At 66.5% G+C, this 14,321-nt stretch carries 15 protein-coding genes; 11 read left to right on the top strand and 4 right to left on the bottom strand.

The features are described 5' to 3' along the window. The 3 genes from AC07OQ_RS21660 to AC07OQ_RS21650 form a co-directional block, all read right to left on the bottom strand. The coding region (locus AC07OQ_RS21660) for a hypothetical protein (protein WP_495055209.1) at positions 1–664 on the bottom strand (664 nt) is incomplete at its 3' end. 120 nt (positions 665–784) lie between these two features. After that, positions 785–1,792: an HpcH/HpaI aldolase/citrate lyase family protein gene (locus AC07OQ_RS21655; RefSeq protein WP_495055208.1), complete on the bottom strand. Its 1,008-nt coding sequence runs from the start codon at positions 1,790–1,792 to the stop codon at positions 785–787. A 74-nt stretch (positions 1,793–1,866) separates the two neighbouring features. Continuing rightward, the gene (locus AC07OQ_RS21650) at positions 1,867–2,856 is read right to left on the bottom strand and encodes a malate dehydrogenase (RefSeq protein ID WP_495055207.1); all 990 of its coding nucleotides are present in this window, start codon (positions 2,854–2,856) and stop codon (positions 1,867–1,869) included. 263 nt (positions 2,857–3,119) lie between these two features. Between AC07OQ_RS21650 and AC07OQ_RS21645 the strand changes: the two genes are divergently transcribed. The 11 genes from AC07OQ_RS21645 (at position 3,120) to AC07OQ_RS21595 (ending at position 13,572) form a co-directional block, all read left to right on the top strand. Next, the gene (locus AC07OQ_RS21645) at positions 3,120–3,881 is read left to right on the top strand and encodes a GntR family transcriptional regulator (RefSeq protein WP_495055206.1); all 762 of its coding nucleotides are present in this window, start codon (positions 3,120–3,122) and stop codon (positions 3,879–3,881) included. A gap of 106 nt (positions 3,882–3,987) precedes the next feature. After that, positions 3,988–4,431 carry a succinate dehydrogenase, cytochrome b556 subunit gene (sdhC, locus tag AC07OQ_RS21640; RefSeq protein WP_495055205.1) on the top strand — a complete coding sequence of 148 codons (444 nt, stop codon included), beginning with the start codon at positions 3,988–3,990 and terminating at the stop codon, positions 4,429–4,431. A 28-nt stretch (positions 4,432–4,459) separates the two neighbouring features. Continuing rightward, the gene (gene sdhD / locus AC07OQ_RS21635; RefSeq protein ID WP_495055204.1) at positions 4,460–4,819 is read left to right on the top strand and encodes a succinate dehydrogenase, hydrophobic membrane anchor protein; all 360 of its coding nucleotides are present in this window, start codon (positions 4,460–4,462) and stop codon (positions 4,817–4,819) included. A gap of 2 nt (positions 4,820–4,821) precedes the next feature. After that, positions 4,822–6,597 carry a succinate dehydrogenase flavoprotein subunit gene (gene sdhA, locus AC07OQ_RS21630; RefSeq protein ID WP_495055203.1) on the top strand — a complete coding sequence of 592 codons (1,776 nt, stop codon included), beginning with the start codon at positions 4,822–4,824 and terminating at the stop codon, positions 6,595–6,597. A 21-nt stretch (positions 6,598–6,618) separates the two neighbouring features. Further along, positions 6,619–7,320: a succinate dehydrogenase iron-sulfur subunit gene (locus AC07OQ_RS21625; RefSeq protein ID WP_495055202.1), complete on the top strand. Its 702-nt coding sequence runs from the start codon at positions 6,619–6,621 to the stop codon at positions 7,318–7,320. A 24-nt stretch (positions 7,321–7,344) separates the two neighbouring features. Continuing rightward, positions 7,345–7,623: an FAD assembly factor SdhE gene (locus AC07OQ_RS21620; RefSeq protein ID WP_495055201.1), complete on the top strand. Its 279-nt coding sequence runs from the start codon at positions 7,345–7,347 to the stop codon at positions 7,621–7,623. A 33-nt stretch (positions 7,624–7,656) separates the two neighbouring features. After that, on the top strand, positions 7,657–8,967 hold the full coding sequence (gene gltA, locus AC07OQ_RS21615; RefSeq protein ID WP_495055200.1) for a citrate synthase: 1,311 nt from the start codon (positions 7,657–7,659) through the stop codon (positions 8,965–8,967). Positions 8,968–9,258: 291 nt separating this feature from the next. Beyond that, positions 9,259–10,263 carry a LacI family DNA-binding transcriptional regulator gene (locus AC07OQ_RS21610; protein ID WP_495055199.1) on the top strand — a complete coding sequence of 335 codons (1,005 nt, stop codon included), beginning with the start codon at positions 9,259–9,261 and terminating at the stop codon, positions 10,261–10,263. 14 nt (positions 10,264–10,277) lie between these two features. Then, complete coding sequence (rbsK, locus tag AC07OQ_RS21605) at positions 10,278–11,264, top strand: ribokinase (RefSeq protein ID WP_495055198.1); 987 nt, start codon at positions 10,278–10,280, stop codon at positions 11,262–11,264. Then, entirely contained in the window at positions 11,261–12,253 is a 993-nt protein-coding gene (locus tag AC07OQ_RS21600) for a nucleoside hydrolase (protein ID WP_495055197.1), read from the top strand. Before rbsK ends, AC07OQ_RS21600 begins: the two co-directional genes overlap by 4 nt. Continuing rightward, the gene (locus tag AC07OQ_RS21595) at positions 12,250–13,572 is read left to right on the top strand and encodes a TRZ/ATZ family hydrolase (protein ID WP_495055196.1); all 1,323 of its coding nucleotides are present in this window, start codon (positions 12,250–12,252) and stop codon (positions 13,570–13,572) included. The genes AC07OQ_RS21600 and AC07OQ_RS21595 overlap by 4 nt, the downstream gene beginning before the upstream one ends. A gap of 86 nt (positions 13,573–13,658) precedes the next feature. Here AC07OQ_RS21595 and AC07OQ_RS21590 read toward each other — a convergent pair whose 3' ends face one another. Next, positions 13,659–14,276: a class I SAM-dependent methyltransferase gene (locus tag AC07OQ_RS21590; RefSeq protein WP_495055195.1), complete on the bottom strand. Its 618-nt coding sequence runs from the start codon at positions 14,274–14,276 to the stop codon at positions 13,659–13,661. Positions 14,277–14,321: the final 45 nt, after the last annotated feature.

The raw sequence follows: 14,321 nt of genomic DNA, 5'->3' as shown, positions 1-14,321 counted from the left end.
GTGCGGTATCGGCCACCGCGGCCGCTGCTGCTAGCGCGGCGGATGCCGCCTGCGCGGCGGCAGCGGCGGCCTGCTTGGCCGCCACGACCGCCGCGGTGGCGGCGGCCGACTTGGGTTCGATGCCCAGGCCGGCGGCCGGGGCGATGCCGGCGGCCTCCTCGGCGGCGCGCGCGGCCTTGGCCGCCTCGATCGCGGCCCGCTGCGCCGGGTGGATGCATTCATCCACCAGGCGCTGGCCGATATGGGTGTCCATCAGCATCGACTTGTTGCCGATCTGGATCATCAGCGTGCGGCCCGCCACGTCTTCCAGGCGCAGCGCGCCGGTGCTGGACAGCACCGGCTTCATCGTGAACCTGAACTTCTGCCAGTTCACGTCGATGTAGCCGGCCTTGGCGGCGTGCGGCTCGATCGTGATGCTCTGCTTGAACTCGCACTCGTACGGGCCCAGATGGGCGCGTCCGGCGGCCGTCAGTTGCTCCTCCGAGGCATCGGGCAGCGGCGGCGGAGACGGCGGCACGGGCTTGGCCGGCGCGCGGCCGCGCGGCGGCTTGCCGGCGGCGGGTTTGGCGGTGGCCGGCTTGGTCGGCTGCTGGGCCAGCGCGCTGGTGGCGAGGGCGGCGCTGATCAGAAGGGTCAGAACGTTCGGAAGGGGGGCGAATTTCATGAGGAGCTTATGACTGAGGCGCGCGGATGGGCGCGCTGCAATGTAGCGCCGGCCGACGGGAGGCTGGCAAAGATCGGGTGACGGATTGTCACGGCCGCGCGGCCGTCTGCCGCCCCTGCTTTACCCGAGGTCGGGGCTCGCGAAATAGGCTTGCTCGATCTCCACCGGCAGCGGCTGGCCGGTGCGGTAGGCGCGCTCCAGCAGCTGCCAGAAATAGCGGTAGCTGGCGCGGTCGTGCAGGGTGTCGCGGTGCTGGATCGGCGCCCATTGGGCGGCCTGGGCGGCGTGGATGATGTCGATGGCCTCGTCGATCTCGGCGGCGCTGGGCGCGAAGGCGTCGATGATGGGCTGGATCTGGCTCGGGTGGATGCTCCACATGCGCGTGTAGCCGAACTCGCGCGCCGCGCGCGTGGCGGCGCTCTCGATCGCGCTCTTGTGCTTGAACTCGGTGACCACGCAGTGCGAGGGCGTCTTGCCGTAGGCATGGGCGGCGGCGGCGATCTCCAGCTTGGCGCGCACCACCAGCGGATGGGTGAACTGGCCCTGCAGGCTCATGCCGGCGCGCGGGATGGCGCCGCGGTGGGCCGAGACGAAGTCCATCAGGCCGAAGGAGATCGACTCGATGCGCGGCTGGGCGGCGATCTGCCAGACCTCATGCAGCGCTCCATGGGTCTCGACCAGGGTGTGGATCGGCAGGGGCTTGCCGATGCCGTGGCGCTGCAGGCTGGCGTCGATGAAGGCGACGGCTTGCTCGACCTCGGCCGCGCTCTGCGGCTTGGGTAGCATCAGATAGGCCAGCTTTTCGCCGGACCCGGCCAGCAGGCCATCGACATCGGCCTCGAAGGCGGCATGGCCGAGCGGATGCACGCGGGCGCCGATGCGGCCGAAGCGGTTGTCGGGGCTGTTCAGCAATTCGTTGAGCAGGGCCACATGCTCGGCCTCGCCGCCGATCGGGGCGCCGTCCTCGCAGTCCAGCGTGATGTCGAACACCGGACCCATCTCGGCCTGCAGCTCCATGCTCTTGCGCATGCGCGCCTCGACGCCGCAGTAGTGATCCACCACGGGCAGGATCGTGGCGACGTCGCCCTCTTCGAACAGGGCCAGCTTGGGGTGCAACGCGTTGCTCATGGACTTCCAGGGCAAGAAAAAGGGCCAGCAATGCTGACCCTTGCAGTGTCGCTCAAACGAGCGCGCGACAGGTGTTACAGCAGGTGCTTGACGCCGTTCTGCTCTTCCAGCAGTTCGTTCAGCGTCTTGTTGATGCATTCCTGCGAGAAGGCATCGATCTCCAGGCCTTCGACGATCTTGTACTCGCCGCCTTCGCAGGTGACGGGGTAGCCGAACATCACCTCGGCGGGAATGCCGTATTCGCCCTTGGACGGAATGCCCATCGTGACCCACTTGCCCTGGGTGCCCAGGGCCCAGTCGCGCATATGGTCGATGGCGGCATTGGCGGCCGAGGCGGCCGAGGACAGGCCGCGGGCGGCGATGATGGCGGCGCCGCGCTTGCCCACCGTCGGCAGGAAGGTGTTGCGGTTCCACTCTTCGTCATTGATCATGGCCTTGACCGACTGGCCGCCGATGGTGGCGAAACGGTAGTCGGCGTACATCGTGGGCGAGTGGTTGCCCCACACGGCCAGCTTCTCGATGTCGGCCACGGCCTTGCCGGTCTTGGCGGCGATCTGCGAGGCGGCGCGGTTGTGGTCCAGGCGCAGCATGGCGGTGAAGTTCTTGGCCGGCAGGTCCGGGGCCGATTTCATCGCGATGTAGGCGTTGGTGTTGGCGGGATTGCCCACCACCAGCACCTTGACATTGCGCGAGGCGACGGCGTTCAGGGCCTTGCCCTGGGCGGTGAAGATGGCGCCGTTGATGGCCAGCAGCTCCGAGCGCTCCATGCCGGGGCCGCGCGGACGCGAGCCGACCAGCAGGGCGTAGTCGGTGTCCTTGAAGGCGTTCATCGGGTCGCTGTGGGCCTCGATGCCGACCAGCAGCGGGAAGGCGCAGTCTTCCAGCTCCATGATCACGCCCTTCAGCGCGTTCTGGGCCTTCTCGTCGGGGATCTCCAGCAGTTGCAGGATCACGGGCTGGTCCTTGCCCAGCATCTCGCCGGAGGCGATGCGGAACAGCAGGGCATAGCCGATCTGACCAGCGGCGCCGGTGACGGCAACGCGAACGGGTTTCTTTGCGCTCATGTGGAAGCTCCGAGAGGAAGTGAGAAATTCGGATTCGGTTCGAGCCCGCCGCGGCGGGGCACTGCTTGCAGTGCCGGGCCGGCGGGTGCGTCTGCGAGTGTAGGGCAGTCCCAGGGCTTTCCCGAGGTGTCCCGTTGCGGAGCAGGGCTGCGACGCGCGATTATGCGCCTGCTCGGCAAATTTTTCTTTTCTCTTATGTCTTATAGAAGACGTTAGTCAACTTTGATGGACGAGCGGGGCCGGGCTGTGTTGCAATCCGGGTCATGTCGACCGTCCCCCTGTCTGCCCCCGAACTGCCGCGTGCGGATGGCGGACCGTCCTTCAGCCCGCTGTATCGCCAGATCAAGGGTCTGATCATCGCCGGCCTGCAGGGCGGCGAGTGGCGGGCGGGCGAGGCCATTCCCAGCGAACTGGAACTGGCGGCGCGCTTCGGCGTGAGCCAGGGCACGGTGCGCAAGGCGATCGATGAGCTGGCCGCCGAGAGCGTGCTGGTGCGCCGCCAGGGCAAGGGCACTTTTGTCGCGACGCATGCCGAACAGAAGATCCAGTACCGTTTCCTGCGCCTGATGCCCGACGAGGGCACGGAGTCGCTGGGGCGGCAATTGCTGGACTGCAAGCGCCAGCGCGCGCCGGCCTGGATCGCCCGGCAACTGCAGATGCGCGCCGGCGACGCCATGGTCGAGGTGCGCCGCCTGTTGCACAGCAAGGGGGCTCCGGTGGTGCTGGACGACATCTGGTTGCCCGGTGCGCTGTTCAAGGGATTGACGGCCGAGCGCCTGGAACAGCATCGTGGTCCGTTCTATGGCTTGTTCGAGGCCGAGTTCGGCGTACACATGATCCGGGCCCAGGAAAAAATCCGTGCCGTGGTGGCCGATGAGGAGAGCGCCGCGCTGCTGAAAGTGGCTGTCGGTACGCCGCTGCTGAGCGTCGAGCGGCTGTCTTTCACCTATGGCGACAAGCCGGTCGAGCTGCGGCGCGGCCTCTATAACACCGCTTCCCATTTCTATCGCAATGAGCTGAACTAATCCTTGCGCCTGTCTCGCAATGTGTGCAAGCCGCACGTCAAGCGTAGAGTGCCTGTTGCATTGCAATAAAATCCTTCGGTTTCACGTTGATTACATAAGGTCGGACATGACAAACGCCACCCAAAGCGCTACCAAAAATCGACCGGTCTATCGGAACATCAACCTCTTCACCGATGTCCGAACCTACCGCCTTCCGGCCGCCGGCTTCGTCTCCATCCTGCACCGGGTCAGCGGTATTCTGATGTTCCTGCTGCTGCCCTTCATCCTCTGGATGTTCGACAACAGCCTGACTTCGGAGATCTCCTACGAGAGCTTCACCAACGCCTTCGTCGCCGGCATCGGCTTCGTGCCGGCCTGGTTCGTGAAGCTGGTGGTGCTGGCGCTGGCCTGGTCCTATTTCCATCACTTCATCGCCGGCGTGCGCCATCTGTGGATGGACGTGACGCATAGCGTCAGCAAGCAGCAGGGCAAGTCGTCCGCCGTGTTCACGCTGGCCCTGAGCCTGCTGCTGACGGCCCTGACCGCCGCCAAGCTGTTCGGCGTCTACTGATAAATCAAACAACGAGAGGTCTACCCAAATGAGTACCTTCGGCTCCAAGCGCCTGGTTGTCGGCGCGCACTACGGCCTGCGCGACTGGTTGGCCCAGCGCATCACGGCCGTGCTGATGGCCCTGTTCACCGTCGTGCTGCTGGTGCAGTTCCTGATGCCCGGCCCGCTGGGCTATGACCACTGGGCGGCGATCTTCGCGTCGCAATGGATGAAGGTGCTGACCTTCGTGGTGATCATCTCGCTGGCCTACCACGCGTGGGTGGGCATGCGCGATATCTGGATGGACTATGTGCAGCCGGTGGGCATCCGCCTGGCGCTGCAGGTGTTCACGCTGGTGTGGTTGGTGGGTTGCGCCGGCTGGGCGATCCAGGTGCTGTGGAGAATTTGAAAATGCAAATTGGATCGACGCTCGCAAAGCGCAAGTTCGATGTGGTGATCGTGGGTGCCGGTGGTTCCGGCATGCGCGCCTCGCTGCAACTCTCGCTGGCCGGCCTGAACGTGGCTGTGCTGTCCAAGGTCTTCCCGACCCGCTCGCATACCGTGGCCGCCCAGGGCGGCATCGGTGCCTCGCTGGGCAATATGTCGGAAGACAACTGGCATTACCACTTCTTCGACACCGTCAAGGGTTCGGACTGGCTGGGTGACCAGGACGCGATCGAGTTCATGTGCCGCGAAGCGCCCAAGGTCGTCTACGAGCTTGAGCATTTCGGCATGCCCTTCGACCGCAATGCCGACGGCACGATCTACCAGCGCCCCTTCGGCGGCCACACGGCCAACTACGGCGAGAAGCCGGTGCAGCGCGCCTGCGCTGCGGCCGACCGCACCGGCCACGCGCTCTTGCACACGCTCTACCAGCAGAACGTCAAGGCGCGCACGCAGTTCTTCGTGGAATGGATGGCGCTGGACATCATCCGTGATGAAGAAGGCGACGCCGTCGGCGTGACCGCGCTGGAAATGGAAACTGGCGAGGTCCATATCCTCGAGGCCAAGACCGTGCTGCTGGCCACCGGCGGCGCGGGGCGCATCTTCGCGGCCTCCACCAATGCCTTCATCAACACCGGCGACGGCCTGGGCATGGCGGCGCGCGCCGGCATCCCGCTGGAAGACATGGAGTTCTGGCAGTTCCACCCGACCGGCGTGGCCGGCGCCGGCGTGCTGCTGACCGAAGGCTGCCGCGGCGAGGGCGCGATCCTGCGTAACGCCAACGGCGAGCGCTTCATGGAGCGCTATGCGCCCACCTTGAAGGATCTGGCGCCGCGCGACTTCGTGTCGCGCTCGATGGACCAGGAGATCAAGGAAGGTCGCGGCTGCGGTCCCAACAAGGACTATGTGCTGCTGGACATGACCCACCTGGGCGCCGAGACCATCGCCAAGCGCCTGCCCTCGGTGCTGGAGATCGGCCATAACTTCGCCAACGTCGACATCACCAAGGAGCCTATTCCCGTGGTGCCGACGATCCATTACCAGATGGGCGGCATCCCGACCAATGTCCATGGTCAGGTCGTGATCCCGAAGAACGGACGCCACAACGACATCGTCAACGGCCTCTATGCCGTCGGCGAATGCTCCTGCGTCAGCGTGCACGGCGCCAACCGCCTGGGCACCAACTCGCTGCTGGATCTGGTGGTGTTCGGCCGTGCGGCCGGCAACCACATCGTCGACTTCAATCTGAAGACCAAGTCGCACAAGCCCCTGCCCAAGGACGCGGCCGACAAGACCCTGGCCCGCCTGGCGCGCCTGGACTCGGCAACCGACGGCGAGTACGCCCAGGACGTGGCCAACGACATCCGCGCCACCATGCAAAAGCATGCCGGCGTGTTCCGCACCCAGGCCAGCATGGACGAGGGTGTCAGCAAGATCATGGAAGTGTCGGCTCGCGTCGGCTCCATCGGCCTGAAGGACAAGTCCAAGGTCTTCAACACCGCCCGCGTCGAGGCGCTGGAGGTCGAGAACCTGATCGAGGCCGCCAAGGCCACGATGACCTCGGCCGCGGCCCGCCCGGAATCGCGCGGCGCCCATGCGCACAACGATTATCCGAACCGCGACGACGCGAACTGGATGAAGCACACGCTGTGGTACTCCGAAGGCAACCGCCTGGACTACAAGCCGGTGAACCTGCAGCCCCTGACCGTCGAGTCGGTGCCCCCGAAGGTCCGTACCTTCTAAGCAGCAAGGATTGAGAACGATATGAAGCGCACTTTCCAGATCTACCGCTATGACCCGGACAAGGATGCCAAGCCCTATATGCAGACCATCGAGGTCGAGCTGGACGGGCACGAGCGCATGCTGCTGGACGCCCTAGTCAAGCTCAAGGCCGTCGATCCCACCTTGAGCTTCCGCCGCAGCTGCCGCGAAGGTGTCTGCGGCTCGGACGCGATGAACATCAACGGCAAGAACGGTCTGGCTTGCCTGACCAATATGCTCACCTTGCCGGGCACCATCGTGCTGAAGCCGCTGCCGGGTCTGCCCGTCGTGCGCGACCTGATCGTCGACATGACGCAGTTCTTCAAGCAGTACAACTCGATCAGGCCCTACCTGGTCAACGACAACCCGCCGCCCGAGAAGGAGCGTCTGCAGTCGCCGGTGGAGCGCGAGGAGCTGGACGGCCTGTACGAGTGCATCCTGTGCGCCAGCTGTTCGACCAGTTGCCCCAGCTTCTGGTGGAACCCCGACAAGTTCGTCGGCCCCGCCGGCCTGCTGCAGGCCTACCGCTTCATCGCCGACAGCCGCGACGAGGCCACCGCCGAGCGCCTGGACAATCTGGAAGACCCCTACCGCCTGTTCCGTTGCCATTCCATCATGAACTGCGTCGACGTCTGTCCCAAGGGGCTGAACCCGACCAAGGCCATCGGCAAGATCAAGGAACTGATGGTGCGTCGCGCCGTCTGATCCAGCCCGCTTGAGGACCCGGACATGACTGCTGTCAATACCCTCGTCGATGAACGCTCTCTTTCCAAATTGAAGTGGCGCTGCCGCCGCGGCCTGCTGGAGAATGATCTCTTCATCGAGCGCTTCTTCAAGAAGCACGAGAGCAGTCTGACCGAGTTCCAGGCCGAGGGCCTGCGCCAGCTGATGGACCTGTCGGACAACGATCTGATGGATCTGCTGCTGCGCCGCAAGGAGCCCGTTGGTGAACTGATCCGAGCCGATGTGCAAGAGGTTCTGGGCCTGCTCAGAGCCACCACCGCTTAAAGACATATCCCAAGAAGTCATAAGGAAGAGCCCATGACACCCTCTGACGTCAAAGCCACCCTGTCGTTCTCCGATGGCAGCCCGCAAATGGACCTGCCCATTTACAAGGGCACGGTCGGCCCGGATGTGATCGACATCCGCAAGCTGTACGCGCAGACGGGCAAGTTCACCTATGACCCGGGCTTCCTGTCGACCGCCTCCTGCAACTCGACCATCACCTATATCGATGGCGACAAGGGCGAGTTGCTGTACCGGGGCTACCCGATCGAGCAGTTGGCCGTCAACTGCGACTACCTTGAAACCTGCTACCTGCTGCTGTACGGGGAGCTGCCGAACGAAGCGCAGAAGGCCAGCTTCGAGGACCGTGTGATGCACCACACCATGGTCAACGAGCAGATGCAGTTCTTCCTGCGCGGCTTCCGTCGCGACGCCCACCCGATGGCCGTGATGACCGGCCTGGTCGGCGCGATGTCGTCCTTCTATCACGACAGCACCGACATCAATAACCCCGAGCATCGCGAGATCGCGGCGATCCGCCTGATCGCCAAGATGCCGACGATGGTGGCGATGGCCTACAAGTACACCATCGGCCAACCCTATATCTATCCGAAGAACGATCTCTCGTACGCCGGCAACTTCATGCGCATGATGTTCGCCACGCCCTGCGAGGACTACAAGCCCAACGACGTGCTGGTGCGTGCGATGGACCGCATCTTCACCTTGCACGCCGACCACGAGCAGAACGCCAGCACCTCGACCGTGCGCCTGTGCGGCTCGTCGGGCACCAACCCCTTCGCGGCCATCGCCGCCGGCGTGGCCTGCCTGTGGGGTCCGGCGCACGGCGGTGCCAACGAGGCGGCGCTGAACATGCTGGGCGACATCCAGAAGCAGGGCGGCGTGGCCAAGATCGGCGAATTCATCAAGCAGGTCAAGGACAAGAACAGCAGCGTCAAGCTGATGGGCTTCGGCCACCGGGTCTACAAGAACTACGATCCGCGCGCCAAGCTGATGCGCGAGACCTGCCACGAGGTGCTGAACGAACTGGGCCTGCACAACGACCCGCTGTTCAAGCTGGCCATGGAGCTCGAGAAGATCGCGCTGGAAGACGAATACTTCGTCGCCCGCAAGCTCTACCCGAACGTGGACTTCTACTCCGGCATCGTGCAGCGCGCCATCGGCATTCCGGTGCCGCTGTTCACCGCGATCTTCGCGCTGGCCCGCACGGTCGGCTGGATCGCCCAGCTGAACGAGATGATCGGCGATCCCGAATACAAGATCGGCCGTCCGCGCCAGCTCTTCGTCGGCGCGACCGCCCGCGACGTCAAGCCGATCGGCCAGCGCTGATCCCGCGCATTGCCGGCGGCCCGCTGCGGCCGCCATGGCAATGCCAGCCCCGCCAGCCTCCCGGCTCGCGGGGCTTTGTTTTGGCCGCGTCGCCGCCACCGAGAGGGCTTGCCGCGGCGGATCAGGGCTTTCACGTAGCTGCTATTTGCGCAAATCCGCCGTCCGGCACCTGGTGTTTGCGGGGATTTCGGCTATGCTTCTTGATGGCAAACGTTTGCCATTGCGAATTCCGGCAGGTCTTGCGCCTTGGCAGCCCTGTCGCGAACCGGAACGAACCAGCCCGAGTCCTCTGTGAGCACGATCAAAGATGTTGCGGCCCTGGCGGGGGTGTCTTTCACCACCGTTTCCCATGTTCTGAACGACACCCGCCCGGTCAGCGCCGATGCGCGCCGGCGCGTGCTGGCCGCGGTCGATGAGATCGGTTACCTGCCCAGCGCGGTGGCCCGCTCGCTGCGCAAGAGCGAGACCAAGATCGTCGGCGTGCTGGTGCCCACCGTGAACAACCCCTACTTTGCCGAACTGGTGGTGGGCGTGGAGGAATGCTGCCGTCAGGCCGGTTACTCGGTGTTCCTGTGCAATTCCGACAACGACCCGAAACGCCAGCAGCAATACATGCGCACCCTGCTGGAGAAGCGCGCCGATGGCCTGCTGCTGTGCTCGGCCGGTGATGCCGAGACGCTGGCGCGCATCTTCAGGCAGTCCACCGTGCCCGCGGTGACGGTCGACCGGGCGGTGCCCGGCGCCCGCTCCGACCGGGTCGGCGTCAACAACCAGGACGGCGCCTACAAGGCGGTGCGGCATCTGCTTGACCTCGGCCATCGCCGCATCGCCTGCATCAGCGGCCCCGGCGAGTTCGAGGTTGCCGGCGCCCGCGTCGAGGGCTGGCGCCGCGCCCTGCTGGAATTCGGCCAGCAGCCCGACGAAGCCCTGCTGGCGGAGAGCGACTTCAGCAGCGCCGGCGGCCATGACGCGACGCGCCAACTGCTGCGCGCCTGCCCCGACCTCACCGCGGTGTTTGCCAGCAACGACATGATGGCGCTGGGTGCGCTGCGCGCCGCGGCCGAACTGGGTCTGCGCGTGCCGCAGCAGTTCTCGGTGGTGGGTTTCGACGACGTCGAGCTGAGCGGTTTCGTCTATCCGGCGCTGACCACGGTGGGTTGCTCGATCAAGGAACTGGGCCGCGAGGCGGCCCGCGTGCTGATCGACCGCATCGACAATCCCGGCGCGCCGCTGAAAGACGTGCAGCTGACGCCGCGCCTGGTGGTGCGCGAAAGCACGGCCGCTCCCGGCCGCTGAACCACGACAAGAACATGAGCAAGAAACAGGGAGAGAACCCGATGACGGATCCGCGCGCTGCCGCAGCATCCGCCGCCCAGGTGGTGGTGGTCGGCAGCATCAATATGGACATGGTGTCCCACTCGCGGCGCCTGCCGGCGCCCGGCGAGACCCTGATGGGCGAGGCCTTCGTGATGGCCCCGGGCGGCAAGGGCGCCAACCAGGCGGTGGCGGCCGCGCGCCTGGGCGCCCGCGTGGCCTTCGTGTCGCGCGTCGGCACGCGCGCGCATGGCCCGGAGCTGCTGGCCGCGCTGGCCGAGGAGGGCATCGCCACCACGGGCGTGGCGACCGATGCGCAGGCGCTGCCGGGCATCGCGGTCATCATGGTCGCCAGCGAGGGCGGCGAGAACTCCATCGTCTACGTGCCGGGCAGCAATGCCCAGCTGAGCGCGGCCGACGTGCAGGCCGGCGCCGCGCTGCTGCGCTCGGCCCGGGTGGTCGTGGCCCAGCTGGAAGTGCCGGTGCCGGCCATCGAGAAGGCCTTCGAGCTGGCCCGCGCGGCCGGTGTCGCCACCATCCTGAATGCCGCACCGGCGCTGCCGACGGGCGGCGCCCTGCTGCCCCTGAGCGACTGGCTGGTCGTCAACGAGACCGAGGCCGCGCAACTCGCTGGTTTGCCGGCCGGCGGGGTCGAGGAGGCGATCCAAGCGGCCAAGGCGCTGCTGCAGCGCGGCCCGCGCCAGGTCGTCGTGACCCTGGGCGCCCAGGGCGTGCTGCTGTGCACCGCCGCGGGCATCGAGCACCTGCCGGCCCGGGCGGTCAATGCCGTGGACACGGTGGGCGCCGGCGACACCTTCGTCGGCGGCCTGGCCACCGGTCTGGCCGAGGGCATGGCCGCAGCCGACGCGGTGCGGCTGGGGCAGGCGGCGGCGGCGATTGCGGTCAGCCGCAGCGGGGTGCAATCGGCGATGCCCTACCGGTCGGAGCTGGGCGCGGAGCAGGGTGCGGAGGCAGCGCGATGAAGAAGAGCATCCCCGTCATCTTCGACACCGACCCGGGCATCGACGATGCGATGGCCCTGTACCTGCTGGCTCGCCATCCGTCCATCGAGCTGCGCGCGATCACCACGATCTTCGGCAATGCCTCGGTTGAAACCACGACGCGCAATGCGCTCGCGCTGGCGCATCTCTATGGCCTGGACATCCCGGTCGCGCCCGGCGCGGCCGCCGCGCTGCATGCGCCGGCCGACAAGGAATTCCCGGCCCATGTCCATGGCGACGACGGCCTGGGCGGCATGTTCGACCAGTTGCCCGCCAGCACGGCAAGACCCGACCCCCGCGCGGCGCACGAACTGATCTGCGAGATGGTCAACGAGCGGCCCGGCGAGATCGTGCTGCTGGCGGTCGGCCCGATGACCAATCTGGCCCTGGCGCTGCGCCACGATCCCTCGATCACGAAGAAGGTGAAGCAGGTGGTCGTGATGGGCGGCGCCTTCGGCACCTATGGCCATGGCGGCAACGTCACGCCGGTGGCCGAGGCCAACATCATCAACGATCCCGAGGCCGCGGACCTCGTGTTCACCGCCGACTGGCCGGTGGTGCTGGTCGGCCTGGACGTGACCCAGGAGGTGGTGATGACCGAAGACTTCCTCGCCGCGCTGCGGGGCAAGGGCCAAGGTCAGGGATCCTGCGTCGGCGACTTCCTCTGGCAGGCCACGCGCCACTACCAGGACTTCTATCACGAGCGCGACGGCATCGGCGGCATCTATTCGCATGACACCAGCGCCATTGCCTATGTGATCGACCCCTCGCTGTTCACGCTGCGCGCCGGCCCGGTGCGCGTCGTCACCGAGGGCATCGCGCGCGGCCAGACCATCCAGGACTGTTCCAAACCCACCGGCGCTCAGACGCCCTGGAGCGCCTGCCCGCCGCAGCAGGCCTGCATCGAGGTCGACGAGGCCGGTGTGCTAGAACTCTTTGCCCAGGCATTCAATACCAAGGATCAAGCATGACGACGACTTCGACCACCCTTCTGAAGGCCCAATGGGTGCTGACCATGGCGCCGGGCAGCGAGGTGCTGACCCGGCATGCCGTCGTGATCGAGGGCGAGCGCATCGCCGCGGTGCTGCCCTGGGCCGATGCCGAGGCCAAGTATCCGAACGCCGCGCGCATCGAGCTGGGCCGGCATGTGCTGATCCCCGGCCTGATCAACGGCCATACCCATTCGGCGATGTCGCTGCTGCGCGGCGTGGCCGACGACGTGCCGCTGATGGACTGGCTGAACAACCATATCTGGCCGCTGGAGAAGAAGTGGGTGGATGAGGACTGGACCTACCAGGGCTCGCTGCTGTCGGCCGCCGAGGCGCTGCGCGGCGGCGTGACCTACCTGAACGACATGTACTTCTTCCCGACCGCGATGGCGCGCGCCGCCGTCGATTCGGGCATCCGCGCCGGCGTCTCGATCAATGTGATCGACTTCCCGACCGGCTATGCCTCCGGCCCGGACGACTACATCGCCAAGGGTCTGGCCGCCTTCGAGCAGTTCAGGGGCGAGAAACTACTGGACTGGACCAGCGCGCCGCATGCGCCCTACACGGTGTCGGACGAGACCTTCGTCAAGCTGCGCCAGCTGGCCGAACAGCATGGGCTGCAGATGCACTGCCATATCCACGAGACCCTGGACGAGGTCGAGGGCAGCCTGAAGCAGTACGGCATGCGGCCGCTGGAGCGCCTGAACAAGCTGGGCCTCTTGAACGAGAAGATGATGGCCGTGCACATGGTGCATCTGACCGAGGACGAGATCGCGATGCTGGCCGGCCAGAAGGTGCATCTGGTCCACAACCCGAACTCCAATCTGAAGCTGGCCTCGGGCGTGCAGCCGCTGACCGCGCTGGAGGCGGCCGGCGTCAACACCATCCTCGGCACCGACGGCGCTGCCTCGAACAACCGCCAGGACATGTTCGGCGAGATCCGCGCCGCGGCCCTGCTGGCCAAGGGCACGAGCCTGAATCCGACCACCGTGTCCGCGCGCACCGCGCTGGAGATGGCCACGATCCGCGCCGCCAAGGCCATGGGCCGCGGCGACGATCTGGGTTCGCTGGAGGCGGGCAAGCTGGCCGATGTGGTGGCCGTCTCGCTGGATGCCCTGGAGTGCCGCCCGGTCTACAACCCCGAGGCGCAGCTGGTCTACGTGGCCGGCCGCGAGCATGTGTCCGACGTCTGGGTCGGCGGCAAGCAGGTGCTGAAGGGCCGTGCGCTGACGACCATCGACGTGCCGGCCCTGCTGGACCGCACCGAGGCGATCGTCGAGCGGATGAAGACCGAGAAGTGAGCCCCTCGCCCGCGGGTACGCGGGCGGCCCCCCGAGGGGGCCAAGTCGTTCTTGGGAACGGCCCGGCGAACGACTTGAAAGCGTTCTCAGAGACGGCGCGCCGCGAGCTCCCACAGGGACTTCGGCGCGCCGTAGCGCAGGGTGCTGCGCTTGTTCAGGCTCTCGACCTCGAACAGGCCTGCTCCCAGCGCCTCGTGCAGCTTGGCCTCGCTGAAGAACTGCTTGTGCACGCCCTCCACCAGGACCAGACCCCAGCCGCCGGCATCGGCCGGTGCGCCGTAGTTGAGGTCGTCGTCGGCATTGACGCAGGCCAGCAGCAGGCCGCCGGGCTTCAGCACCCGGGCCAGCTCGGCAAAGGCCGCGAGCGTTCCCGCCCGGTCGAAATAATGCAGCGACAGATGGGCGACCGCCAGATCGAAACCGGCGTCCGCCAGCTCCGGCATGGCGCGCGCATCGGCCAGCAGATGCCGCGCCGCGGGCGTGCGATTGCGCGAGCGCGCCAGCGCCTGCTCGGCGATGTCGGTGGCCGTGACCTGCAGGCCCCAGGCCGTCAGGCGCGCGGTCTCGAAGCCGTCGCCGCAGCCCAGGTCCAGCGCCGTCCACATCGGCCGCAGCCGCGCGTGCCAGGGCTGCAGCCAGTCGTCCTGCTGCACCAGTTCCTGCCTGGCATAGCGCTGATTCCAGATCGTGCTTGGTGGCGTCATATGTTCGAGTATCGCCCCGCCGGAATTTTGACCAGGCGGTGAAAC

Source organism: Roseateles sp. GW821-FHT09B06, assembly GCF_059418245.1.
The sequence above is the reverse complement of the archived record's forward strand: the minus strand, read 5'-3'. Positions and strand labels throughout refer to the sequence as shown.

Coding starts and splice junctions, on each gene's coding strand:
- AC07OQ_RS21655 (WP_495055208.1), bottom strand. CDS start 1,792: ATGAGCAACGCGTTGCACCCCAAGCTGGCCCTGTTCGAAGAGGGCGAC.
- AC07OQ_RS21650 (WP_495055207.1), bottom strand. CDS start 2,856: ATGAGCGCAAAGAAACCCGTTCGCGTTGCCGTCACCGGCGCCGCTGGT.
- AC07OQ_RS21645 (WP_495055206.1), top strand. CDS start 3,120: ATGTCGACCGTCCCCCTGTCTGCCCCCGAACTGCCGCGTGCGGATGGC.
- sdhC (WP_495055205.1), top strand. CDS start 3,988: ATGACAAACGCCACCCAAAGCGCTACCAAAAATCGACCGGTCTATCGG.
- sdhD (WP_495055204.1), top strand. CDS start 4,460: ATGAGTACCTTCGGCTCCAAGCGCCTGGTTGTCGGCGCGCACTACGGC.
- sdhA (WP_495055203.1), top strand. CDS start 4,822: ATGCAAATTGGATCGACGCTCGCAAAGCGCAAGTTCGATGTGGTGATC.
- AC07OQ_RS21625 (WP_495055202.1), top strand. CDS start 6,619: ATGAAGCGCACTTTCCAGATCTACCGCTATGACCCGGACAAGGATGCC.
- AC07OQ_RS21620 (WP_495055201.1), top strand. CDS start 7,345: ATGACTGCTGTCAATACCCTCGTCGATGAACGCTCTCTTTCCAAATTG.
- gltA (WP_495055200.1), top strand. CDS start 7,657: ATGACACCCTCTGACGTCAAAGCCACCCTGTCGTTCTCCGATGGCAGC.
- rbsK (WP_495055198.1), top strand. CDS start 10,278: ATGAGCAAGAAACAGGGAGAGAACCCGATGACGGATCCGCGCGCTGCC.
- AC07OQ_RS21600 (WP_495055197.1), top strand. CDS start 11,261: ATGAAGAAGAGCATCCCCGTCATCTTCGACACCGACCCGGGCATCGAC.
- AC07OQ_RS21595 (WP_495055196.1), top strand. CDS start 12,250: ATGACGACGACTTCGACCACCCTTCTGAAGGCCCAATGGGTGCTGACC.
- AC07OQ_RS21590 (WP_495055195.1), bottom strand. CDS start 14,276: ATGACGCCACCAAGCACGATCTGGAATCAGCGCTATGCCAGGCAGGAA.